Genomic DNA, 21560 nt, shown 5'->3' with positions numbered 1-21560 from the left:
TGTAAATCAAACAAATCTTTCAGTCAGGCATGGTTTGTGCTTATCTGTTCTTGCGTAATCAGGACTATCGAGCGCCTCCCATGATGTTTATCACCCGACAAGCGGCGATGAACGAGCCAATGCTCTCGGTCGAGGAAGAACGGCAAGCGGTGCGCAGCTGGCAACAGGAAGGCGATCGGTCGGCCCTGGAACGGTTACTGCGGTCTCATGCGCGGCAGGTCTACTCGCAGGCCGCCCGCTGGACCGACAACCCCTCGCACCGCGAGGATCTCGTTGCAGAAGGAATGATCGGCCTGATGCGGGCGGCAGACAACTTCGACCTCAACCAGGAGGTCCGCTTTTCGACCTACGCGGGCTGGTGGGTGTTGAACGGCGTCTCGGCGGCGCTCGTCCGGATCAAGACGGTAATCGACATCCCCGTCCGCACCTATCTCGACGCCAGCGTCGGTCGGCTCGAAGGCGATACGCAGGAACTGGCGCAGATGGCCATGCAGGGGGCCGTCGACCTCGGCTTCGGGAGCGATACGGACGCCTCCATCGCCTGCCCCAACCTCACACCCGAGGAAGAGGCCACGCTGCGCTCGGACAAGGCGGAACAGCGCCGCATGCTCGATGCCGCACTGGCGCAGCTCGACCCGCTCGACGCCGACGTGATCCGCCGCCTCAAGCTCGAGGACCCGCCGGAAACCGTCGAAAGCCTGTCGCAGGAATATGGAATGTCGCGGGACCGACTGCGGCAGATCGAGGGACGCGCCCTGCTGCGTCTCCGCAAACGTCTGATCGAAGGCGGGTTCCGCCTCGGCGCGCTCACCTGAGGAGGGGAGATGATTGAAATGATTTCGGCGGATACCGCAACCGCACGCCCTACCCCGACTTCCTCCAACGGCGCCCAGACCGGCGAAGATGATGCCGCAAGCACCTTTGCCCAACTGCTCGGCCAGGCCGGAGCAGCCAAACCCGCTGACACCACCGCCAAGGCACCGACACAGACGCCCGAAGTAGACCTCGACGTCATCACGCTCGAAAACGGCGACCCGGCCCCGGAAGACGTTCTCGACGCTCTGGCCGAGGCGCTGGAAGCGCTCGCGGCACAGCTCGCCGGAACCACGGACACCACGGCGCAAGCGGATGCCGCTCCCGCCACCGAGACCACCCCGCTCGACGACGTGGCGGGCCAACTGACCGACCTGCTGGAAGATTTCGACGCCACCTACGGCACCAACACGCTCGAGGTCCTGACCACCAATGCAGCGGCCCTGCCCGGCCTCGTCGTGACCGGCGAAACCGGAAATGCCACGTCCGAGTTCCTCGGCATGGCGAGCGACCTCCTTGGCGTCGGCACCAAAACCAGCCTGCCAGACCAGCCAGTCGCGGCAGCCCCGCAATCCACGCCCCAGCTGTTCGACCTCGAAACCGCGAACGACATGGCTGCCGACGTCGACATGCCCGTCGAAGAGACACTCGGGACCAAGCCCGAGGCCACAACCAAGACCGTCTCCTCCGATACCGGCACCACCTCGACCACCCAGCTTCAGCCGCAGGCCGACGCACGGACGCCAGTCGCCTTCCAGGACCTCCTGCAGGCCCGCCCGACACACGTAAGCGACACCGCGCAACCGCAGGCGGCCCAGCAGAACCAGTCGCAATCCTCCGGCTTCGCCAGCAACCTGACCTCGCAGATCAAGAGCGCCCAGCTCAACGAGGGGACCACCCGGATCGAACTGGCCCCGCGCGGGCTGGGCGGGATCGAGATAGACATCGCCCGCAATGCCTCGGGCGACATGCAGGTGACCATCCGGGCCGAGAACACCAGCGTCCTCAGCGCCCTGCGCGACAACCGCGAGATGCTGCTGAACATGCTGCACCAGAACGGCACCACCGTCGGCAGTGCAAACCTCGAATTCGAGAGCTTCGGTCAGGACGGCTCCCGCCAGCAAACCGCCGAGCGGGGAGATCTGCAGGTCTCCTCCGCGAGCGACGACGAGGACGACCTGATCGCCGAAACCCTGTCCGCCAGCACCACGACGACCGCCGATGGCGGCGTCGATATCCTGACCTGACCCACATCCGCCGAGAGCCGCGCCATGACAATCGAATCCACCACCTCCCTCGCCGTGTCATCGAACAGTTCGACCAGCGCCACAGCCTCCGAGGCGCTGACCGTCGACTATGACAGCTTCCTCCAGCTTCTGACCGCACAGGTCCAGAACCAGGACCCGCTGGAACCGATGGACTCCACCACCTTCGTGTCCCAGCTGGCGCAGCTGTCACAGGTCGAGCAGTCAATCGTGACCAACTCGAACCTCGAGGAAATCAACGCCAAGCTCGCCGCCTCCGGCGCACTCTCCGACCTCAAGCTGATCGGCTACGAGGTGACCCTCGCCGATGACGCCATCGAGCTGATCGACGGCTCCTCGGTGTTCCAATATCAGCTGGACGACAACGCCGACACGGTCACCGCCCAGATCCTCGACAGCGACGGCAACGTCGTACGCGAACTCTCCGGCCTCGCCGGCACCGGCGACACACCCTACACCGTCACCTGGGACGGCACCGACGACAACGGCGAACAGCTCGCCGACGGCACCTACACGCTGAAGGTCGAAGCGACCGACGCCGAGGGCGACGACGTCTCGGCCGCGACCTACGTCACCACCATGGTGAACGAGGTCAACTACGACACCAGCGCCTCGCTGCTGGTGCTCCGCAACGGCAGCATCGTGTCCTCGGGCCAGGTCATCGCAGTCCGCTGAACGACCACTCGCTGAAATCAAGAAGGCCCCGGCATCGCTGCCGGGGCCTTTTTCATCGGTCGGGGCGTCCGCGTCTCAGCTGCGCGGCACGTCCTTCTTGTAGAGCGAGAGGAACAGCACTTCCTGGGCATCGTCGAACTCGGCCTTCAGGTCGGCGGTGATCTGCGACGAGAGCCAGTCCGAATCCAGCGCCGCGCGGCGCATCCGGGGATTCTCGGCCGCGCTGCGGAAAGAGGCGAAGATCGCGTCGCGCAGGCGCGCGGAATTCTCGGCGATCCGGTAGTGCGCGGCGGTCTGCGCATCGGGCATCGCGACGCCAAAGTCGGCGACCACGTAGGTCACGCTGCGCGCCTTGTAGACCGGAACCATCATCGAGCCGAGCTGAACCACGTCGCGCGAGGTCATCGCGTTCTTCTGGTTCGACATATGCGCCTTGGGGGCTTCGGCGGTCTTCGGAGCCGCACCGTGGCTGTCCTCGCCATGTGCCGCCGGGGCCTCTGCATGAACCGGTTCGGCATTCGCCTCTGCCGCGTCGAGCAGCAGTTCGGTGCCAGACTTCGCAGGCTCCGCCGTGGCAACCTTCTCGAGGGCTTCGGCCTGGGCCAGGGCAGCCTCGGCCTTGTCTGCAAACGCAAAGCCAAGGCCATAGCCAACTCCCAGCCCAAGGACCGGAATCGCTGCCGCGAGAATCAGGATCTTCTTCATTTCGCCACCCAAATATCTTGTTAAGGATGGCTAATGACTGATTATTTCGGCAGAAATTTCGTCTTAATAAGGCAAAATAATGTCCAAGGCGCCTTCGCCATAGCCACTCTTCTGCTGCCGCGTCAGCTGACCGCGACCACCATAGGTAATCCGCGCTTCGGCGATCTTTTCATAGGGAATCGTGTTGTCCGTCTGCACGTCCTGCGGCCGGATGATCCCCGCGACCCGCAACTCACGCAGTTCCTGGTTCACCTTCACCTCCTGCCGGCCCGCGACGACGAGGTTGCCGTTCGGCAGCTCCTGCACCACCAGCGCGGCGACCTTCAGGCTGATCGCTTCCTCGCGGTCGATCTGGCCCGATCCCGATGCGCCGGTCGTCGAGGTGATATCGACGATATCGCCGGACGGAAGATCGTCCTCGTCCACACCCGGCAGGATCTTATCGATCTGCGTGCCATAGCCAAAGAAGGACGGGAACCCGACATTCGTCGCCCCGGTGCGCGACCGCTCGGAGGCGTTCTTGAGCGTGGCGTTGTCGTCGATCTCGATCTCGATGGTCAGGATGTCCCCGACCTTGCTCGCACGCTGGTCGGCAAAGAACCCGTCGGATCCCGGCGCCCAGAGCGACGCCCGCTCGGCCCGCTTGAGAATGCGCGGCGGCTCGGGCACCGGCATCGGAACACTGACACGGCTGGCCTCGGGCATCGTGCTCGAGTCCATCTGGATCCCCGAGACTTCGGGGTTCTGGTTAAACGGATCCGGCCCGCAGCCAGCAAGGGCAACGGACAGGGCCAGGACGGACAGGGCCGGCCGGGGGGTCATGCGCATGTTCATCGGATGATCTCCACAACTCCGCCGTCTTTTGCGACGCCGGTAACTAACTTGTTGCTCACGAGGTTGACGATGCGGATCTCCTGGCCGCGATGGGCATCATCCATCGCCCGCCCCGGCGCCGTCAGCGCCAGCCGCCCGTCCTGATAGCGGATCGACACCTGGTCGCCCCGCGTGATCACCAGCGGTTCGATCACCGACTGCGAAATCACGGGCCGCCCCGCCGACAGGATCCGCCGCACTTCCTTGCCGACGAGGTCCTTGGCATCGGTTACCGCATAGGCGCTGATGCGCGCGTAGGGCATGTCGACGTCCTTGAGGTCCGCCTTGGTCAGAACTTCACCCGGCAGGATCCGGCGCACCGGCACCGGCACGCTCAGCCCAAGGATCGCAAGGCCCTGCAACCGCTCCACGATGCCGTCCTCGGTCACCGCGTTGGCAAGGAACTGGCCGGTCGACGGGTCCATCCAGAAGGCCGAGAGCAGTACGGCATCAACCTCGCCGCCCCGCTGGAACGTTACCCTGAACTGGGCCCCTTCGGGCAGCTCTGCCCCGAAGGTGTCGCGCGCCTTCTCGATCACAAGGTCCTTCACCGGTTCGGCGAGGGCGCCATTGGAGAGTACGGCGAGCAGGACGGGAAGGATCAGGCGGCGCATCCACATCTTACTTGATCTCGTTGGTGGTGGACATCATCTGGTCGGCGGTCTCGATTGCCTTCGAGTTCATCTCGTAGGCCCGCTGGGCCGAGATCAGGTCGGTGATCTGCTTGATGATGTCGACGTTGGAATTCTCCAGGTACCCCTGACGAATCTCGCCCACCCCCGGATCGCCGGGCAGCGCCTGCACCGGGTCGCCCGAAGCGTTGGTCGCCTCCAGCATGTTGTTCCCCAGCGGCCGCAGGCCCGCCTCGTTGATGAAGGTGGTCATCGTGAGCTGCCCCAGTTCGACCGGAACCGGATCATCCTCGATATAGGCGCTGACGATACCCTGCTCGTTGATGTCAACGCTCACGGTCCCGTCCGGCACCACGATGCCCGGGTCCACCTGGTAGCCCTGAAGGGTGACGATCTCGCCTTCCGCCGACAGCTGGAAAGACCCGTCGCGCGTATAGGCCTGGCCGCCGTCCGGCAGGTTCACGGTAAAGTAGCCGCGCCCCTCGATGGCAAGGTCCAGTTCGTTGTTGGTGCTGGCCAGACCGCCCTGCGCATTCAGTCGCACGGTGCCGACGGTCCGCACCCCGAGGCCGATGTCCACACCGGTCGGCCGGGTCGAACCCTGATCGTCGGTCAACGCACCCTCTCGGGTCTGGTTGTCATAAATCAGGTCCTGAAACGCGGCCCGGCTGGACTTGAAGCCGGTCGTGTTCGAGTTCGCGATGTTGTTCGAGATGACATCGACGTTCGTCTGCTGCGCCATCATGCCGGTGGCGGCAATCCCAAGGGCTCTCATGTCACTCTACTCCTTCAGCTTACATTGTTCAGACGCTGCAGCGTGGTCTGCCGCAGATCGTCTTCGTCATTCATCAGGTTGATGGCCCGCTCATAGGCGCGCTGCACCTGCATCAGCCGGGTCATCTCCATGACCGGCTCGATGTTGCTGCCCTCGATCGAGCCCTGCACGACCTCGGTGTTGACCGAGCTGACCTGCAGCGGTGCCTTGGCCCCGTCGGGGCGCACGAACATACCGCCCCCGATCCGCTCCAGCGACTGGAGGTCCGGCAGGTCGAAGACGCCGATCTGTCCAAGCACACCGTTCGTCGCGCTCGAAATGGTTCCGTCCCGGGCAATCGTCAGCTCGCCAGCATCCTGCGGCACCGTGATCGAGCCGCCGCCCACGTCCAGCAGACGCGATCCGTTCAGCGTGATGATGTTGCCCTGCGTGTCCAGCGTGAACCGGCCGTCCCGTCCATAGGCAAGCTGCCCGTCGGTTGTCTCGTACGAGAACCACCCCTGCCCCAGCAGCGCGAGATCCAGTGGGTTCGCCGTCTGCGAGACCGGCCCCTGCGTGGTGTCGAGGAACGATCCCTTGTCGAGAACAAAGCTGATGTCCTCACCCTCCTGAACCCCGGCGCCATCCAGAAGATAGCTCTCGAAGATCATGTGCTCGCCCTTGAAGCCGGCAGTGTTCGCGTTGGCCATGTTGTTGGCCGTCATGTCCAGCTCGCGCTCCATGGCCTGCGCAAGCGACAGCGCCACATAGGTCGAGTTATCCATACACAGCCTCTCTCAAATGCAAATCAGTCAACATCTGTTCTTGTGTATCATGAATTTTATCATAGAATAACGCAAGAACTTTAATGAACAGTGTGGCGTCTTGCGGATCAATACTTGCATATTCTTTGCCTTCGTCGCGCTGACCGCACCCGCGCTGCCCGTCTGGGCATCGTCCGGGGCGCATGACGCCGAGGCCGCGGCGGAACACGGCACCGCAGGGCCGGCACCGGTCCTGCGCCTCACCCGCTTTGGCAAGGATGGGTTCATTGACGCCCGGCGCCGTCTTCAGGATGACCTCACATCGGCCCGGGACGAGGCCGGCGAAGGCGCCAGCCGGCATCCGATGTCAGTTCCCGAGCAGTCGAACGCCGAGATCAAGGCGCTGCTCGACCTCGCCGAATTCTATCTCGCCTACGTGATGGCGCCCGAGGGGCTTTCGGTCCTGTCCGGGCTCGACAACACCCTCCCCCCCGCCTACGCGGCACAACGCGACGGGCTGACCCTTGCGCTCTCCCTGCTCGACACCCGGAATGTCGAGATGCCCGAACGTGCCGCCGCCATGCTGGGCGAGGATCATGGCGACTGGAAGGACCAGCCGCTGTTCGAAGTGCTCTACTACCACCGCCGCGATGACTTCGAGGCTGCCGCGCGACACATCGACCGGGCGGCCAGCCTGATCGACACCCTCTCGCCCGAACTGCGGCGCACCGTCCTGCCCGATCTGCTCGATGTCGCCGTCGAAGCCCGCGACTGGCCCGTGGCCCGCGACCTGGCCAGCCGCTTCTCGGAATTCCCCGCGCTCGAAAAATCGCCTTCCTACAACTACCTGCTCGGCCGCGTGGCCGAGACCGGCGACGACCTCGTGGCCGCTTTCGACTATTACCGCGAGGCCAGCACCGGCTGGGACCTCTGGGCGCACCGCGCGCGGGTCGCGATCATCGAGCTCGGACTCAGCACCGGCACCCTGCCCCAGCAGGAGGCACGCGTGCTGATGGACCAGGCCCGGCGCGCATGGACCGGTGATGTTCATGCCATCCGGCTGTTGCAGCTCATGGTCGGGCTCGACCTCGAAATGGGCGACAAGGTCGCCGCGCTCGAAGCGCTCGCCACCATCATGTCGCGCTATCCCGACAGCGACGCGGCACCGCTGGCCCGGCAGCAATCGCGCAGTCTGTGGACGACCTTTTATGACGACGGCGCCGCCGGTCGGATGTCGCTCTCCGCTTTCCTCGACGGACACCAGAAGATTTCGCCCGATTATCGCTTCGAACCCGGCTTCGGTGATCAGACCGAGCGTCTGGCCGACTACTTCCTCGACAAGGGCGCCACCGTGGTCGCCGCCGACGAATTCCGCGAGACCCGCGACTACCTTCTCGTCGGCCGGGATCTCGGCCTGACCGAGGTGGAGGACCACCGGCTCGACCTCCTCCAGCTCAAGCAGGCCGAAGCGCTCTATCAGGGCGGACAGCTCGACGAGGTCGCCTATGTCCTTGCCGAGGGCCTGCTGACCACCGACGCCGAGCTGAACGACAGGCTCAACCTGCTCAAGGCCAAGCTCTACACCGATCAGGACGAACCCAAGAACGTGGTCGGCACCGAACTGGCCTCCCCCACGCTGCACTACCTGCGCCTGCGCGCCTCGGCCTATTTCGGCGAGGGCGACTGGGACAGCGCCAAGACGGCTTACGCCGAGATCCTCGACCGCAGCGCCGAGCATGTCCGCTTTGGCGACGCCATCCGGCTCCTGCTCGCCGCGCACCGCTCGGGCGACAAGCAGACCGCAGACGCACTCGTCCGCCGCTTCCCCGACCTGACCGAAAGCCCCCAGTGGCTCTACATCGCCCGCGGCTTCACCGAAGAAGCGCCCGCGCTGCTGCCGCTGCGCGAAGCGTCAGCCAACCAGCGGGTCGAACGCGCGGACGAAACCCTGCGCACCCTCGACAGCTTGGACACGATCGAGAGCGACAAGAATTGACGAAGTCGCGAACAAGATTCGCCTTTTTCAAACTTTTCCCAATTCTTTAACCGCCAAGAAAAGATTGAAACATATGTTTCCCCTGCCAAGTCGTAACACCGGACAACGGGGGAACCATGAGTATTTCGAACGCGATGCAGACAGGGGTCAGCGGTCTACTGGCGAATTCGGCCTCGGTCGGGAACATTTCGTCGAACATCGCCAACGCGAATACCGACGGTTACCGCCGCAGCTTCTCGCAGATGGTAACCTCTGCTTCGAGCTCCGGTAACGTCAGCCCCGGATCGGCCAGCGTCCTCGCGGTCACCAAGAACGAGATCTCCGTCGAGGGCGCGACCCGCTCCACCGACAGCGATTCTGATCTCGCGATCAGCGGCAACGGCTTCTTCGTGGTCTCGCGCAGCGCCAATGAGACTTCGGCCAGCAACTATTACCTGACCCGCGCGGGCTCGTTCACCGTCGACGACGAGGGGAACCTCGTGAACGCGGCGGGCTACTACCTTGCAGGCTACGCCTACAACAGCGACGGCAGCCTCGGGAACGTGGACCGGACGACAACCAGCGACCTGGTTACCGTCAACGTCGCCAACACCTCCATCGTTGGCCAGGCCAGCACCGAGATGAGCCTCTCGGGCAACCTCGCGTCGGAACTGACCGGCACCGGCGCCGACACCGGCACCTCCTACACCTCGTCCCTGTCCTTCTACAATTCGCTTGGCGCGGAAGAAAAAGTCTCGGTGTCGTGGACCCCCACCACCACCGACAACGTCTGGACGATGGAACTCTCCTACGACGGCCAGAGCCTCGGCACCGTCGACGTCACCTTCTCCGACAGCAGCGGCACCGCAGGCACTCCGCTGAGCTATACCAACGTGACCTCGAACGCGACGGCCCCCGCCGCCTTTGCCTTCGACACCGCGACCGGCGTGGCATCGGTCACCGTCGCCAATGGCACGACCCCGCAATCCCTCACCATCAGCGTCGGCTCGATCGGCGAATCCGACGGGATCACCCAGTTCTCCGGTGGCGACCAGACCGTCTCCGCCGATGTGGACGGCTATGCCTCCGGCACCATGACCCGCTTCGAAATCGACGAGAGCGGCGACCTTTACGGCATCTTCGACAACGGCTCGCGCCGCCTGCTCTACAACATTCCGCTGGCCGTGGTGACCAACCCCGACGGCCTCGCGATGGTGAACGGCAACGCCTACATCACCACGGCCTCGTCCGGCAACTTCAACCTGCAGCAGGCCAACAGCGGCACCGCCGGCACCATCGAATCCGGCGCCCTGGAAAGCTCGAACGTCGAACTCGCCGAGGAACTGACCCAGCTGATCCAGACCCAGCGCGCCTATTCGTCCAACGCCAAGATCATCACGACCGTCGACGAGATGATGGACGAGACGACCAACCTGAAACGCTGAGGCAGGTAACCGGAAAGTCCGCCGAATATGAGTATCACCAGCGCGTTCAACATCGCCCGTTCGGGGCTGATTACCTCGTCGCAGCAGGCGTCGACGGTTTCGACCAACATCGCCAACGCGGGCAGCGAGAACTATGGCCGGCGCAGCCTGAGCGTGACCACCACGTCGACCGGCGCGGCGGTGGCGACCAGCGTCAACCGCGCCGTCGATTCCTCGCTCTCCGCGATGTACCGCGACGAGATCGCGGCGATGTCGAAGCAGGACACCATCGCCTCCGGCCTCACCGTCTACAGCGCCACCCTGGGCGAGGTCGACGATGCCAGCTCGCCGGTGCAGATGCTGACCGATCTGCAGACCAGCCTCGATCAGCTCTACAACGACCCGTCGGACACCACCCTGCAGGCCTCGGTCGTGCAGGCGGCGCAGGATCTGGCGGAAGGTCTCAACGAACTGTCCGAGACGATCTCGGACACTGCCGCGGCGGCGACGAAGGACCTCCAGTCCGACATCACCGACGCCAACGAACTGCTGGCAGACGTGGCCAACCTGAACCGGCGCATCGCGCTCGCACAGGAAGGGTCGGACACCTACGCCACGCTGCAGGACCAGCTCGACGGCAAGCTGAACCAGCTTTCCGAGTTCATGGATTTCTCGACCAAGACCGACAGCTCCGGCCGGGTCAGCGTCTACACCACCGGCGGACTTCGCCTGGTCGAAGGCGAGACCAGCTTTGAACTGAGCTTCGACCAGACCACCGGCACCCTTTCCGCCGATGGCCAAGACATCACCCCGCCCAATCGCGCAGGCATCAACGAAGGCAAGATCGCGGGGAACATCGAGCTGTTGAACGAAACGCTGCCACAGATGCAGCTCCAGCTCGATGAATTTGCCCGCGCCGTCATCGTGACCTTCGAGCAGGCCGACGCCTCGCTCTCGACCGGCGATGCCGGTCTGTTCACCGATGCCGGCGCCGCCTACGACTCGTCCAACCTCACAGGACTCGCGGCACGTATCTCGGTCAACAGCGCCGTGGTGCCCGAAGAGGGCGGCGAGTTGTGGCGCATCCGTGACGGCATGAGCGCAACGACCGAGGGCACATCGGGGGAATCCAGCCAGATCGGCGCCTTCATCGACGCGATGAGCACGGACCAGTCGTTCGACACCGCCGCCGGCATCACCTCCAACGCGACGCTGGTCGAGTACGCCTCGCTCATGGTGGCCACTCAGCAGAACGTCGTTGCCGAAGCCGAAACGTCCTACGAAGAACTGGCAACCTCCGCCGCCGCGATCGACACCGCCCGGCTGAACGCGCAGGGCGTCAACATCGACGACGAACTGCAGCAACTGCTTCTGATCGAACAAAGTTACGCCGCGAACACGCAGGTCGTCAGCACGCTAGTCGCCATGCTCGACGCCCTCCTCGAGGCAACCTGACGGGAATATCCGGCCGATGACCAACCTGATCGCCAACGTAGCAACACTCCAGTCCTCACTGACCCGTCGCCGCTCCACCGCCACGCTGACGCAGGCGCTGGCCAAGGCCGAGCAGGAAGTGACGACCGGCACACGCGCCAACATCTACGCCGACCTCGGCACCCGGGCCTCCAACTCGCTGATGCTGCGCAACCAGATCAGCCGGACCGAGTCCTACGTGGACTCGAACACCGTGGTCGCAGCCAAGATGGACGTGATGGCGACCACGATGAAAGAGATGCGCAGCATCACCGAAGACCTTCTCTCGGTCGTCGTCAGCAACACCGAGAGCAAGACGACCAGCGCGTCCGAGCTTCAGGCAAGTGCCCTCGCCGCGCTCGAACAGTTCATCGGCCTTGCCAACTCCAGCTATCAGGATGGGTCGCTGTTCACCGGCATCGAGGACGGCGAGACCGCGCTGAACTACTGGAACCAGACCAGCAGCGAAACCGGCCTCTCCCCCTCCGACGTGATCGCCGGCATCGTTGGCACCGGCCCGACCTCCGCCGCCGACGCAAGCTCGATGATCACGCAGATCGTCTCCGTCTTCGACAGCTCCAACGCGGACCCCAATCTGCAGTACGAGTCGACCTTCTACGGCGGCGCAGAGGCGCTTGACGGTTCCGGCAACCCGACGACCCGGGTCCAGGCACGGATCGACGATGGAGAGACGATCAGCTACGGCGTTCAGGCCAACGATGCCGCCTTTACCGAGATCTACCGCGGGCTCGCGATGCTCGCCAGCATCGACGTCTCCACGATCGAAGACAGCGAAGCCTATTCGGCCTACGTGACCGAGGCCGCCAATGCGCTGTCCAACGGCATCAACGCCATGCTCGCCGCGGAAACCAAGCTGGGCACCCAGCAGGCGCGGGTCGAGAGCACGATCACCTCGCAAGAGGACCTGATCACGATCTACACGACCCAGCTCGACGATCTCGAAGGGGTGGACGAGTACGAGGCGGCAACGCGTCTGACGCAGCTCCAGACTCAACTGGAGACGAGCTACACCGTCACGTCCCGGCTCTCGAGCCTGTCGCTGCTCAACTACCTCTGATCAGTTCGCCGCCATGCGCGGCAGATCGAGCCCCACGCTGCTGGACATGGCGCCCGTCACCGCGGCGTCATCGTCCAGATCGAGCTTGTAGCCGCGCCCATGCACAGTCTCGATGTAATCATGCCCCGAGACCGCGGCCTGCCCGATCTTCTTGCGGATCTTGCAGATGTAGACGTCGATAACCTTGTCGAACGGCTGGTCCTCGGCCATGCCATAGACCGCATCGTAGATTGCCGCCTTCGAGATGACCTTGCGCGCGTTCAGCACCAGCTGCTGGAAGATCGCATGCTCGCGGCGTGACAGCTTGACCCGCTGACCGCTCACCTCGGGATCGCGCCCGTCGAAATAGGCCGTCACCTCGCCCAGCGTCACGCTGTCGGCCGAATGCCCGTGCGCACGGCGCAGAACGGCATTGATACGAGCCCGAAGCTCGACCGCATTCACCGGCATCACCACGTCGTCATCCGCACCCGCGTCCAACGCATGGGCGGAATCCTCGGCATTCGCGGCTTCACGCAGCACCAGGATCGGATGCTCGCAGCCCGCACGGCGCAGCTTGAGGATCTGTCCGATCAGGTCCGGCCCCGCCGACAGCAGGAAGGCGTGACTGTCGCCACCGGCACGGTTCAGCAACCGCAGGTCACCGCGAAAGAACTGCGGACCGATCTCCACCGGCGTCATGCGGACGGAATTCAGCTCGTCCAGAAGCGATTGCCGCCGTCCCTTGGCTGAGTAGAGGTAGACGTGCATTGAACCCCCTGCGTCTGTCGCCGCGCCGTTCTGCGCGGATCATGGTTACCATAAGAACAAACTCGAATAGCAGTCAACACTAATCATGGCTATATTTGAATATGTAGAAGTCTATGCTTGATTTCCTTCTTCTTTCATCGTTTAAATCATGAAAGAGTTTATGATCTCGAGAAAGCGCTCAGGCCTGCCCATGCGACATTTCCTTAAGTCCATTCTGACCGTTGTCGTCTTCGCCGCAGCCGTTTCGACCGGCGTGCGCGCAGACGTGCGGGTCAAGGACATCGCCCATTTCGAGGGCGTGCGGGAAAACCAGCTGGTCGGCTATGGCCTCGTCGTCGGCCTCAACGGCACCGGTGATACGTTGCGCAACAGTCCCTTCACCGAGAAGAGCATCGAGGGGATGCTCGAGCGCCTCGGGGTCGGCAACCTGTCCGAAGACACCATCAAGACCAAGAACACCGCTGCCGTGATGGTCACCGCGATGCTGCCGCCCTTCGCCCGGCGCGGCTCGACCATCGACGTGGTCATTTCGTCACTCGGCGATGCGACCTCTCTGCGCGGCGGCACACTCGTCGTAACCCCCATGACCGGCGCCGATGGCGAGGTCTATGCCGTGGCCCAGGGCCCCATCGCGGTCGCCGGTTTCGCCGCCCAGGGCATCAACGCCTCCATCGTCGAGGGCGTGCCGACGGTCGCCCGCATCGAGAACGGGGCCACCGTCGAAAACGAGATCGACTTTGATCTGAACGACATGAATTCGATCCGCATCGCCCTGCGCAACCCGGACTTCACCACCGCGGTCCGCATGGCAGACGCAATCAACGAAGAGCTCGGAGGCAACCGCGCGGTGCCGCTGGACCCGAGCACCGTCGAGATCAACCTTACCAACAAGCAGAACGTGCCCCAGTTGATGGCCGTGGTCGAGAATGTCGAGCTTCAGCCCGATACCGCCGCCAAGGTGGTGATCGACGCCCGATCCGGAACAATCGTCATCGGGTCTCACGTTCGCATTGATGAAGTCGCGGTCAGTCAGGGTGGCCTGACGGTCATTGTTCGCGAAGACATGCAAGTCAGTCAGCCGGAACCGATCTCGATTGGCGGCACCACGGTTGTGGTTCCCGAGACCTCCGTCGAGGTGAACCAGCAGGAAGTCCAGTTCTCGATCCTCGAGGGGGACGTCAGCCTGCAACGTCTGGTGGATGGTCTGAACGCGATCGGCGTGAGCGCCACCCAGACAATCTCGATCCTTCAGGCGATCAAGGCGGCCGGCGCCCTGCACGCCGACCTCGAAATCATCTGATCGCGGAGACAGCGACATGGATATCAGCGGCAAGACGGCAATGGTGGTTCACCAGGTCAACGCCAAGATGGTCGCACAGCCGGGCGCCATCGCCCCCGACGCGGCCAAGAGTGCGGCGCGCGAATTCGAAGCCGTCTTCCTCACCGAAACCGTCGAGGACATGCTCAACAGTGTCGACATCGGGGATTTCGGCGGCGGCCATGCCGAAGAAACCTGGCGCAGCTTCCTCGCGCGGGCCTATGCCGACCAGATCGCCGGCCAAGGCACCATCGGCATCGCCCAGAGCATCGAGAACACCATCGCAGCCTATCGCCAATCGCAAGCTGCCCTTTTGGAGTCCAAGGAATGAGCGCCCCCAACCAGATCATCGAACGTCTGACGCGTCTCCTGCATGACGAAGTTTCGGCCATCGCCGCCGGCAAGCTGGAAAAAGTTCGCGAGCTCTATCCCGAGAAAGCCGCGCTGCTGGAGGAACTCGAAGAGGTCAACGACCTTGTCGAGGACAAGCTGGCCGAGGGCGGCACGGAAGCGGGAAAGCTCCGGGAACAAATCCAGGAACTGCACGTTCTCCTGAAGAAAGACCACAGTTTGCTCGACCGTATGACCCAGGCCACCGCCCGCGCCGCGCGTGAAGTGGCGAACATCCGGGAACGGCATGGTCTCGGCGGGTTGTATGAATCGACTGGCACTCTCCGAAAAGGAGATGTGGCCGGCCCGCAACAGGTCGATCAGTCGATCTAGTTTTTAACCCGGCTTTAACCTTCCGCTCCAATCTGCCCTTTCACGGGCCAGTCCCGTTTTCGTCAGAAAGACGATTACGTGAACACTTAAGTAGGAGCAGAAAATGTCCTCTATTCTCACGAACACGTCTGCAATGAACGCCCTGCAGACCCTGAACAACATCAACAAGCAACTCGACGAAACCCAGAGCCGTATCAGCTCGGGTCTCAAGATCTCCTCGGGCAAGGACAACGCGGCTTATTACTCGATCTCCGAGACCATGAGCAGCGACTCGTCCATGTACAAGGCGATCGACGAAGCTCTGACGCTTCAGATGAACTCCGTTTCGACCGCTCGTCTGGGCGCAGAAACCGTTCAGGATCTGGCAACTGAGTTCGCCGAGCGCGTTGCATTTGCTCAGGGCGGCACCGCGGAAACCCGCGCTGACGTTCAGGCAGAACTCGACTCGCTGATCGCTTCGATCAGCACCACCATCTCGCAGTCCAGCTTCAACGGCGACAGCCTGGTGGATGGTTCGGGTACCGTCACCGTCGTGACCGGTATCAGCCGCAGCTCGACCGGTTCGATCTCGACCACCACGATCACGTTCAACGAACAGGATCTGGGTGCGATCATGTCGACCCTGGCGTCGATCGACCTGACCGCCGCTTCGACCACCGCGCTGATGGAAGTCGCTCTGCAGACCGCAGAATCCGCACTGAACGCAGCCATCGCTTCGGCAACGGCTCTGGGTATCGCGGAAACCGCAATCGAAACCCAGAAAGAGTTCCTCGGCACTCTGACCGACAACCTGGATTCGGGTGTTGGTTCGATGGTCGACGCGGACATGGAAGAGGAAGCGGCTCGACTGCAGTCGCTGCAGGTTCAGCAACAGCTGGCGACCCAGTCGCTGTCTATTGCGAACTCGAACCCGCAAAACATCCTCAGCCTGTTCCAGTAATAGTGACAGGGGCCTGGGCGGGGCTTATGCTCCGCTCAGCACTACAAAATTTGGGAGGGCCCACCATTCGGGCCCTTTCACAATGAGGCAGGAACGACTTTCCGAATAACGGAGAGCGCCAAAAAACATAAACCGCACAATATGTTGCGGTATGGAAGGGCTGACTATGAGCATCACCGCGTATCGCCGTACGCTTCGTGAGGTAGAATCTCCACGCCAAATCGAAAGGCGCCTCCTGACAACGATAACCGGACGGATGGAACAGTTCGCAGAAGAATATGACAGCGCAGAAAGCTCTTTCGTGAGACTGACGGTCCTGTCCTCCGGTCTGCGCGAGGCTATCGCGGAAAATCAAAAAATCTGGTCCGCCATGAAATACGACCTCACCCTCCCCGAGAACCAGCTGCCGGCCGACCTTCGCGCCTCGCTGATCTCGCTGGCGAACTGGGTGGAGAAAACTTCCTCGGGCATCCTCGGCGGCCGCGCCGGTGTTCGGGCCCTGACCACGGTCAACAACAACATCATCGTAGCACTCAGCGGACAGGTCTTCCGGGAAAGCGTCTGACCCATGGCTCTCAAACTCACGCTCAAACCTTACGAACGCTTTGTCGTAAACGGCTGCGTGATGAGAAACTCGGGCCGACGCCACACCATCGTCATCGAAGAGATGGCAGACGTGATCCGCGGCAAGGATCTGCTGGACTCCAAGGCCGCCGTAACTGTGGTGTCCAAGGTCTACTACCTCGTCCAGACCGCCCTCACCCGCGCCGACCTGCGCGAAAAACTGGTCCCCGCAATCCAGAAAAACATGGCAGGGCTCGCCACGGTCTTTGGACCGCCGCATGTCCAGCATGTCTTCGAGGCGGCGAATTACGTCAGCAAGGGCGATTACTACAAGGCGCTGCGAGAGCTGCGTCCGGTCATGAAGTACGAACAGGTCCTGCTGAAGCACATCGCGCCGGTTGACGACGAAGACTCCGACCAGGCCGGCACCGACGAGGACAGCGAGCCGTCCGATTTTCAAAGAGCTGAAGCATGATCCCTATTTCCGGCATGTCCTCCCTGACGGCGCTCAAGATCTACGATGCGCTTGAACAGTCCGAACGGACGGTGATCGAGAACACGGCCCAGCACAGCCGCGCCATCAGTTCATTCGAGGAACGGATCGCCAGCATCACCAGCGTGGACGATCTGCTGGACGACTACGAGGTCTACAGCTTTGTCATGAAGTCCTTCGATCTCGAGGACTACATCTACGGCAAGGCGATGATCGAGAAGATCCTCAAGAGTGACGCGGATGACTCCAGTTCGCTCGTCAACAAGATGAACGATGAGAGATTTACGTCTCTTTACAATGCCTTGGGCTTTGGCACCGATGGTGTCGGAAACCTTTACACCGCCAAGGCAACCACTGAAAAAAACGTCATCAACCAGTTCCTGACCCAGTACATCGGCTTCGATGTCAACGAGCTGGACGAGGACACGCTCGACTATCTCTACAATTCTTCGGAATACACCGAGACGATCACGGCCTTCAAAGCATCCTGGGCCAACGCGGACTCGCTGGAAGATCTGCTTGCTGACGAGTTCGCCGTCGCCTTCATCAGCAGCGCCTTCTCACTGGAAGAGGGTGAGTTCTCCACCTCGGATCTCTACGATTTCCTGACCAGCGACGCGAGCGACGAGGAATCGGCGATCAGCACGACCGAGGACGAGCGACTGCAGACGATGTACCAGCTGCTCGGCAACGGCACGAGCGGCTTCGCCACCCTCCAGTCGCGGATCAACAGTCTCGAAGACGACCTGCCCGAGCAGTACGTCGACTACCAGATCATCAACACTGTGGCCGAGGACAACGAAACTCTCGCCACCGCGATCGAATTCCGGAACAAAGCCGCCGACATCGACTCGGCCTATGACATCCTCAAGGACGAGGACATGGCGGAGTTCATCCGCACCGTCCTGAGCCTGCCCGACGAATTTGCCCAGCTCGACATCGACAAGCAGGCAAAGATCATCGCCGAGAAACTGAACTTCGAGGATTTTCAGGACCCGGAGTATGTCGAGAAGCTGGTGACGAAGTACGTGGTGATCCGCGACGCGGTGGACGGAACGGCGACCTCGAACAACGCCGCCGTGCAGCTGCTGTCCGGCACATCGTCGTCGACCAGCCTGCTCTCGGCGATCATCGACGTGGCCGAGATCGATCTCTCCGCCTTCAAGGTCTACCGCTAACGCAATTTCGCGAGAGCCTGCGCCCTCGCGAAATCAATGCCTTGCCGGAAAAATGTTTCGCGCGCGAAACAATCACATATTCGAATTTATCATGTTGTTCCAGATGGTTAACGAAAAGTAACCGCACTCCGGATCAATCGATGAAATCGTCATCCTCGTCATCCGACGGCAGCGCGATGACTTCTTCCTCGGCCAGCTCCTTGGCGTAGTCGACCATGACCGACTGGGCCTCGCGGACCTGCTTGCCACGGACGGGGCCCATGTTGGCCATCTCGTCCACCAGCATGTCGCGCGAACGGCCGGGAAGCACTTCGAGGAAGTAATCGCGGACTTCCTTGCTGGCCCCGCGCAGGGCGAGCGGAAGCGTGTTGCCCGGCACACCCCGCATGACGCGTGCCAGCGACATGCCATCAAGTTTGACCAGATCGTCGAAGGTGAACATCTTCTGCTTGATCGCGTTGAACGCGTCGGGCACCCGCTCTTCCAGCACCGGCGAAATCTGTTCGAACAGGTCGCGGTCGAACTTGTTCAGCAGCTCGGCCATGTGCTGCTGGTTGTCCGCATCCGACGCCTCGAGCGCCGAACCGAGCAGGTCGGATTTCAGCGTTTCCTCGATCTCGTGCATCAGGTCGCCGGGCACCGTCTCCATCTTGATCATGCGCTCGATCACGTCCTGCATCTTTTCCGGTTCCAGCAGGGGAAGAACGCGGGCGGCGACATCCGGTTTGACGTTCGAAAGGATCGCGGCGGCGGTCTGCACGTGTTCGCCCTTGAGGTAGCTGGCGATGACGTTCTCGTTGATGCCGCTGAAGCGGTCCCAGAGATCGCGTTCCTTGAGCGGGCCAGAGATATCCTTGAGGATCGAATTGACCTGGTCCTCGGGCAGGAAGTTCCGCAGCAGACGCTCGGCCACCGAGAAGGAGCCGACGATGGCGCCGCCGTTGGCCGCGCTCTCGACGAATTCGGCCATCACCTTCTCGACCTGAGGAGAGTCGATGACCCCGAGGCGAGACATGGCGCGGGTGATCTTCTGGATCTCCACCTCGTCGAGCTTCTGCATCAGTTCGGACCCGCGGCTCTCGCCGAGGCAGAGGAAGAGAATTGCCGCCTTTTCGGGCCCCTTCAGGCGCTTGCGGCGCGGGGCTTCCGTCATATCGGTATTCCGCTTCAGACTTGCTACCGCCATGTCCCTTCCCTCCTTGTTGTTCCGGCCCGGTCCGACGCCGGCCTGTCGAAATCTGTCAGTTTAGCCCCGTGGGCACGTAGCTTTCCATCAGGCTGCCGGCGAGCATGTACCAGCCGTCGATCAGCACGAAGAAGATGACCTTGAACGGCAGCGAGACCATGACCGGCGGCAGCATCATCATGCCCGCGCTCATCAGGATCGAGGCGATGATCAGGTCGATGGCGATGAACGGCAGGTAGAGCAGGAAGCCGATCGAGAAGGCGCGGCGCAGCTCCGAGATCACGAAGGCCGGGACCAGCACGCGCCAGCTGACATCCTCGGCGGACTCGGGCGCCGCTGTCGGCGGGGCCGCCTGATCGCTCCGTGCCGCGATGTCATTGAAAAGGCTGATGTCCTTTTCGCGGGTATTGACGAACATGAACCGCTTGAACGGTTCGCCGATCCGCTCGACCGCCTGCTCCTCGGTAATCGAGTTGTTCAGCAGCGGCTGGATGCCACCCTCCCACGCGTCCTCGAGAACGGGCTGCATGACGAAGAAGGTCATGAACAGTGCCATCGAGGACAGCACCATGTTCGGCGGGGTCTGGTTCAGGCCGAGGGCGGTGCGCAGGATCGAGAAGACGATCACGAAACGGGTAAAGCTGGTCATCACCACCAGCAGGCCCGGCGCGATCGAGAGGACGGTCATCACCGCGATCAGCTGGATGATGCGCCCCGAGAGCGATGCGCGTTCGTCGGACCCCGCCGGAGCGTTGCTGAGCGCGCCGGTGATGGTCGAGAGCAGGCTTGCGCCCCCTTCCTGCGCCCCGGCAGGCGCGGCCCACAGCACAAGGGCCGACAGCAGCATGACTGTCAGGCAAGAGCGCATCGCAGGGCCGGTCCGGAGCATTCAGGTCACTCGCCGGGCATGTAGTCTTTGACGATCTCGGTCAGCGATACGCCGAGCCGGTCGCCCGCGATCTTGACGAGATCGCCCTTGGCCACGAGCCGGTCGTTGATCATTACCTCGACCGGTTCACCGATCTTCTTGTCCAGTTCGATGATCGAGCCACGCGACAGCTTGAGCAGCTGCGAGATCGGCATCCGGCTGCGGCCGAGGATGATCTGCACCTGCAGGCCGACGTTCAGCATCGCGTCGATGTTGCGCCCTTCCGAGCGGTGTTCACCTCCCTCGGACTGCGAAGCAGCCTCGGGATCAATTACTTCGGTCATGTCGCCGTAAGCCTCGTTGTCGGAAGTGCCCGCGCCGTTGGTTTTGTTGTCTTCGGGTTCGTCAGTCATGCTGCTCACTCCTCGTGGGAAATCTGCGCCTGGGTCTCGGCAGGGTCGTCGTCATGTGCTTCGGGCAGAAGCGATGCTGCGCGCAGCGCGGTCAGGATGCGGTTGCAGATCAGGTCGAAGCTGTACTGCATGAAGCCGTTGTCCCACTCGATCCGGGCATCTCCGGGCTTGAGGGAGGGATCGCCAAGAACCTCGACGCGGCCTTCGTGGCCAAGCTCGCGGGCGGCCTGTTCGAGCCGCTGACCCATGCCCTCGCGCTCTTCGGGGGGGAGGAAGATCTGCAGGCTCGACGTTCCGAGTGCGAGTTCCAGCGCCGATTGCGCCTCGGCTTCGGCGCGGGCGGCACCCCGGCCCGACATGACCTCGGGAAAGATCTTTTCGAAGACCGCGAGAACGAAGGTCAGGACCTGCCGCTCCAGCGTTGCCACGTGACGGTCCATGCCGCGCATCAGGTCGTCGACATGCGTCGCAACCGCCTCCACCGCCTCGGACTGGCGGCGCTGATCGCTTTCGGCCGCGGTGGCTTCGGCCTCGGCCTTGCCAACGCGGCGGCCGGCATCGAAGCCTTCCTGCCGGGCGCGGACCATCGCGGCCTCGAGGTCTTCGGGCGTGTAGCAGGCGCGCTCGAGGCGGCGCCGCTCTGCCCGCTCCTGTTCGATCTCGGTGTCGAAATCGCGGTCGAATACCACGCCCATT

General features: G+C 62.8%; 24 protein-coding genes. 14 read left to right on the top strand and 10 right to left on the bottom strand.

The window, feature by feature from the left end; all coding sequences use genetic code 11:
- The first annotated feature begins 80 nt into the window (after positions 1-80).
- The 3 genes from DDT93_RS22110 to DDT93_RS22100 are packed head-to-tail and all read left to right on the top strand — an operon-like array spanning position 81 to position 2753.
- The gene (locus tag DDT93_RS22110; RefSeq protein WP_109468065.1) at positions 81-815 is read left to right on the top strand and encodes a sigma-70 family RNA polymerase sigma factor; all 735 of its coding nucleotides are present in this window, start codon (positions 81-83) and stop codon (positions 813-815) included.
- 9 nt (positions 816-824) lie between these two features.
- Positions 825-2060 (top strand): flagellar hook-length control protein FliK, encoded by a 1236-nt coding sequence (locus DDT93_RS22105; protein ID WP_109468064.1) that lies wholly within the window; start codon positions 825-827, stop codon positions 2058-2060.
- Positions 2061-2084: 24 nt separating this feature from the next.
- Complete coding sequence (locus DDT93_RS22100; RefSeq protein WP_109468063.1) at positions 2085-2753, top strand: flagellar hook assembly protein FlgD; 669 nt, start codon at positions 2085-2087, stop codon at positions 2751-2753.
- 75 nt (positions 2754-2828) lie between these two features.
- Here the strand turns inward: DDT93_RS22100 and DDT93_RS22095 are convergent, their stop codons facing one another.
- From DDT93_RS22095 to flgF, 5 genes are all read right to left on the bottom strand, one after another.
- Positions 2829-3458 carry a hypothetical protein gene (locus tag DDT93_RS22095; RefSeq protein ID WP_109468062.1) on the bottom strand — a complete coding sequence of 210 codons (630 nt, stop codon included), beginning with the start codon at positions 3456-3458 and terminating at the stop codon, positions 2829-2831.
- Positions 3459-3521: 63 nt separating this feature from the next.
- Positions 3522-4292, bottom strand: coding sequence for a flagellar basal body L-ring protein FlgH (gene flgH / locus DDT93_RS22090; RefSeq protein ID WP_232825539.1), 771 nt, complete (start codon positions 4290-4292; stop codon positions 3522-3524).
- A complete protein-coding gene (flgA, locus tag DDT93_RS22085; protein ID WP_109468061.1) occupies positions 4289-4951 on the bottom strand; it encodes a flagellar basal body P-ring formation chaperone FlgA in 663 nt (220 codons plus the stop codon). The genes flgH and flgA overlap by 4 nt, the downstream gene beginning before the upstream one ends.
- A gap of 1 nt (position 4952) precedes the next feature.
- On the bottom strand, positions 4953-5738 hold the full coding sequence (gene flgG / locus DDT93_RS22080; protein ID WP_109468060.1) for a flagellar basal-body rod protein FlgG: 786 nt from the start codon (positions 5736-5738) through the stop codon (positions 4953-4955).
- Positions 5739-5752: 14 nt separating this feature from the next.
- The gene (gene flgF / locus DDT93_RS22075; RefSeq protein WP_109468059.1) at positions 5753-6502 is read right to left on the bottom strand and encodes a flagellar basal-body rod protein FlgF; all 750 of its coding nucleotides are present in this window, start codon (positions 6500-6502) and stop codon (positions 5753-5755) included.
- A 100-nt stretch (positions 6503-6602) separates the two neighbouring features.
- Between flgF and DDT93_RS22070 the strand changes: the two genes are divergently transcribed.
- From DDT93_RS22070 to DDT93_RS22055, 4 genes are all read left to right on the top strand, one after another.
- Entirely contained in the window at positions 6603-8477 is a 1875-nt protein-coding gene (locus DDT93_RS22070) for a tetratricopeptide repeat protein (RefSeq protein ID WP_109468058.1), read from the top strand.
- A gap of 116 nt (positions 8478-8593) precedes the next feature.
- Positions 8594-9901 carry a flagellar hook protein FlgE gene (locus DDT93_RS22065; RefSeq protein ID WP_109468057.1) on the top strand — a complete coding sequence of 436 codons (1308 nt, stop codon included), beginning with the start codon at positions 8594-8596 and terminating at the stop codon, positions 9899-9901.
- 27 nt (positions 9902-9928) lie between these two features.
- Positions 9929-11335 (top strand): flagellar hook-associated protein FlgK, encoded by a 1407-nt coding sequence (gene flgK, locus DDT93_RS22060; protein WP_109468056.1) that lies wholly within the window; start codon positions 9929-9931, stop codon positions 11333-11335.
- Positions 11336-11351: 16 nt separating this feature from the next.
- Complete coding sequence (locus DDT93_RS22055; protein ID WP_109468055.1) at positions 11352-12431, top strand: flagellin; 1080 nt, start codon at positions 11352-11354, stop codon at positions 12429-12431.
- Here DDT93_RS22055 and DDT93_RS22050 read toward each other — a convergent pair whose 3' ends face one another.
- Positions 12432-13181: a response regulator transcription factor gene (locus DDT93_RS22050; protein ID WP_109468054.1), complete on the bottom strand. Its 750-nt coding sequence runs from the start codon at positions 13179-13181 to the stop codon at positions 12432-12434.
- A 190-nt stretch (positions 13182-13371) separates the two neighbouring features.
- Between DDT93_RS22050 and DDT93_RS22045 the strand changes: the two genes are divergently transcribed.
- From DDT93_RS22045 to DDT93_RS22015, 7 genes are all read left to right on the top strand, one after another.
- Positions 13372-14481 (top strand): flagellar basal body P-ring protein FlgI, encoded by a 1110-nt coding sequence (locus DDT93_RS22045; protein ID WP_109468053.1) that lies wholly within the window; start codon positions 13372-13374, stop codon positions 14479-14481.
- A gap of 16 nt (positions 14482-14497) precedes the next feature.
- Entirely contained in the window at positions 14498-14830 is a 333-nt protein-coding gene (locus DDT93_RS22040) for a rod-binding protein (protein ID WP_109468052.1), read from the top strand.
- On the top strand, positions 14827-15222 hold the full coding sequence (locus DDT93_RS22035) for a hypothetical protein (RefSeq protein WP_109468051.1): 396 nt from the start codon (positions 14827-14829) through the stop codon (positions 15220-15222). Before DDT93_RS22040 ends, DDT93_RS22035 begins: the two co-directional genes overlap by 4 nt.
- A gap of 103 nt (positions 15223-15325) precedes the next feature.
- Positions 15326-16162 (top strand): flagellin N-terminal helical domain-containing protein, encoded by an 837-nt coding sequence (locus DDT93_RS22030; protein WP_109468050.1) that lies wholly within the window; start codon positions 15326-15328, stop codon positions 16160-16162.
- A gap of 166 nt (positions 16163-16328) precedes the next feature.
- Positions 16329-16727, top strand: coding sequence for a flagellar biosynthesis regulator FlaF (locus DDT93_RS22025; protein ID WP_109468049.1), 399 nt, complete (start codon positions 16329-16331; stop codon positions 16725-16727).
- Positions 16728-16730: 3 nt separating this feature from the next.
- Positions 16731-17201 carry a flagellar biosynthesis repressor FlbT gene (locus tag DDT93_RS22020; protein ID WP_109468048.1) on the top strand — a complete coding sequence of 157 codons (471 nt, stop codon included), beginning with the start codon at positions 16731-16733 and terminating at the stop codon, positions 17199-17201.
- The gene (locus DDT93_RS22015) at positions 17198-18397 is read left to right on the top strand and encodes a DUF1217 domain-containing protein (RefSeq protein ID WP_109468047.1); all 1200 of its coding nucleotides are present in this window, start codon (positions 17198-17200) and stop codon (positions 18395-18397) included. The genes DDT93_RS22020 and DDT93_RS22015 overlap by 4 nt, the downstream gene beginning before the upstream one ends.
- 133 nt (positions 18398-18530) lie before the next feature.
- Here the strand turns inward: DDT93_RS22015 and DDT93_RS22010 are convergent, their stop codons facing one another.
- The 4 genes from DDT93_RS22010 to DDT93_RS21995 are packed head-to-tail and all read right to left on the bottom strand — an operon-like array spanning position 18531 to position 21559.
- On the bottom strand, positions 18531-19583 hold the full coding sequence (locus DDT93_RS22010; RefSeq protein ID WP_109468046.1) for a flagellar motor switch protein FliG: 1053 nt from the start codon (positions 19581-19583) through the stop codon (positions 18531-18533).
- Positions 19584-19638: 55 nt separating this feature from the next.
- Entirely contained in the window at positions 19639-20472 is an 834-nt protein-coding gene (gene fliP / locus DDT93_RS22005) for a flagellar type III secretion system pore protein FliP (protein ID WP_109468045.1), read from the bottom strand.
- A gap of 5 nt (positions 20473-20477) precedes the next feature.
- Entirely contained in the window at positions 20478-20864 is a 387-nt protein-coding gene (gene fliN, locus DDT93_RS22000) for a flagellar motor switch protein FliN (RefSeq protein ID WP_109468044.1), read from the bottom strand.
- A 5-nt stretch (positions 20865-20869) separates the two neighbouring features.
- Positions 20870-21559 (bottom strand): FliH/SctL family protein, encoded by a 690-nt coding sequence (locus tag DDT93_RS21995; protein WP_109468043.1) that lies wholly within the window; start codon positions 21557-21559, stop codon positions 20870-20872.
- Position 21560: the final 1 nt, after the last annotated feature.

It is taken from the genome of Albibacillus kandeliae (assembly GCF_003116585.1).
GTDB classification, from domain to species: domain Bacteria; phylum Pseudomonadota; class Alphaproteobacteria; order Rhodobacterales; family Rhodobacteraceae; genus Albibacillus; species Albibacillus kandeliae.
Note: the sequence above shows the minus strand (reverse complement) of the source record. Positions and strands in the feature narration are given on the sequence as shown.

Bases quoted from the DNA above. Each gene is read 5' to 3' on its own strand.
- DDT93_RS22110 (WP_109468065.1), top strand. From the start codon at position 81: ATGATGTTTATCACCCGACAAGCGGCGATGAACGAGCCAATGCTCTCG.
- DDT93_RS22105 (WP_109468064.1), top strand. From the start codon at position 825: ATGATTGAAATGATTTCGGCGGATACCGCAACCGCACGCCCTACCCCG.
- DDT93_RS22100 (WP_109468063.1), top strand. From the start codon at position 2,085: ATGACAATCGAATCCACCACCTCCCTCGCCGTGTCATCGAACAGTTCG.
- DDT93_RS22095 (WP_109468062.1), bottom strand. From the start codon at position 3,458: ATGAAGAAGATCCTGATTCTCGCGGCAGCGATTCCGGTCCTTGGGCTG.
- flgH (WP_232825539.1), bottom strand. From the start codon at position 4,292: ATGAACATGCGCATGACCCCCCGGCCGGCCCTGTCCGTCCTGGCCCTG.
- flgA (WP_109468061.1), bottom strand. From the start codon at position 4,951: ATGTGGATGCGCCGCCTGATCCTTCCCGTCCTGCTCGCCGTACTCTCC.
- flgG (WP_109468060.1), bottom strand. From the start codon at position 5,738: ATGAGAGCCCTTGGGATTGCCGCCACCGGCATGATGGCGCAGCAGACG.
- flgF (WP_109468059.1), bottom strand. From the start codon at position 6,502: ATGGATAACTCGACCTATGTGGCGCTGTCGCTTGCGCAGGCCATGGAG.
- DDT93_RS22065 (WP_109468057.1), top strand. From the start codon at position 8,594: ATGAGTATTTCGAACGCGATGCAGACAGGGGTCAGCGGTCTACTGGCG.
- flgK (WP_109468056.1), top strand. From the start codon at position 9,929: ATGAGTATCACCAGCGCGTTCAACATCGCCCGTTCGGGGCTGATTACC.
- DDT93_RS22055 (WP_109468055.1), top strand. From the start codon at position 11,352: ATGACCAACCTGATCGCCAACGTAGCAACACTCCAGTCCTCACTGACC.
- DDT93_RS22050 (WP_109468054.1), bottom strand. From the start codon at position 13,181: ATGCACGTCTACCTCTACTCAGCCAAGGGACGGCGGCAATCGCTTCTG.
- DDT93_RS22045 (WP_109468053.1), top strand. From the start codon at position 13,372: ATGCGACATTTCCTTAAGTCCATTCTGACCGTTGTCGTCTTCGCCGCA.
- DDT93_RS22040 (WP_109468052.1), top strand. From the start codon at position 14,498: ATGGATATCAGCGGCAAGACGGCAATGGTGGTTCACCAGGTCAACGCC.
- DDT93_RS22035 (WP_109468051.1), top strand. From the start codon at position 14,827: ATGAGCGCCCCCAACCAGATCATCGAACGTCTGACGCGTCTCCTGCAT.
- DDT93_RS22030 (WP_109468050.1), top strand. From the start codon at position 15,326: ATGTCCTCTATTCTCACGAACACGTCTGCAATGAACGCCCTGCAGACC.
- DDT93_RS22025 (WP_109468049.1), top strand. From the start codon at position 16,329: ATGAGCATCACCGCGTATCGCCGTACGCTTCGTGAGGTAGAATCTCCA.
- DDT93_RS22020 (WP_109468048.1), top strand. From the start codon at position 16,731: ATGGCTCTCAAACTCACGCTCAAACCTTACGAACGCTTTGTCGTAAAC.
- DDT93_RS22015 (WP_109468047.1), top strand. From the start codon at position 17,198: ATGATCCCTATTTCCGGCATGTCCTCCCTGACGGCGCTCAAGATCTAC.
- DDT93_RS22010 (WP_109468046.1), bottom strand. From the start codon at position 19,583: ATGGCGGTAGCAAGTCTGAAGCGGAATACCGATATGACGGAAGCCCCG.
- fliP (WP_109468045.1), bottom strand. From the start codon at position 20,472: ATGCTCCGGACCGGCCCTGCGATGCGCTCTTGCCTGACAGTCATGCTG.
- fliN (WP_109468044.1), bottom strand. From the start codon at position 20,864: ATGACTGACGAACCCGAAGACAACAAAACCAACGGCGCGGGCACTTCC.
- DDT93_RS21995 (WP_109468043.1), bottom strand. From the start codon at position 21,559: ATGGGCGTGGTATTCGACCGCGATTTCGACACCGAGATCGAACAGGAG.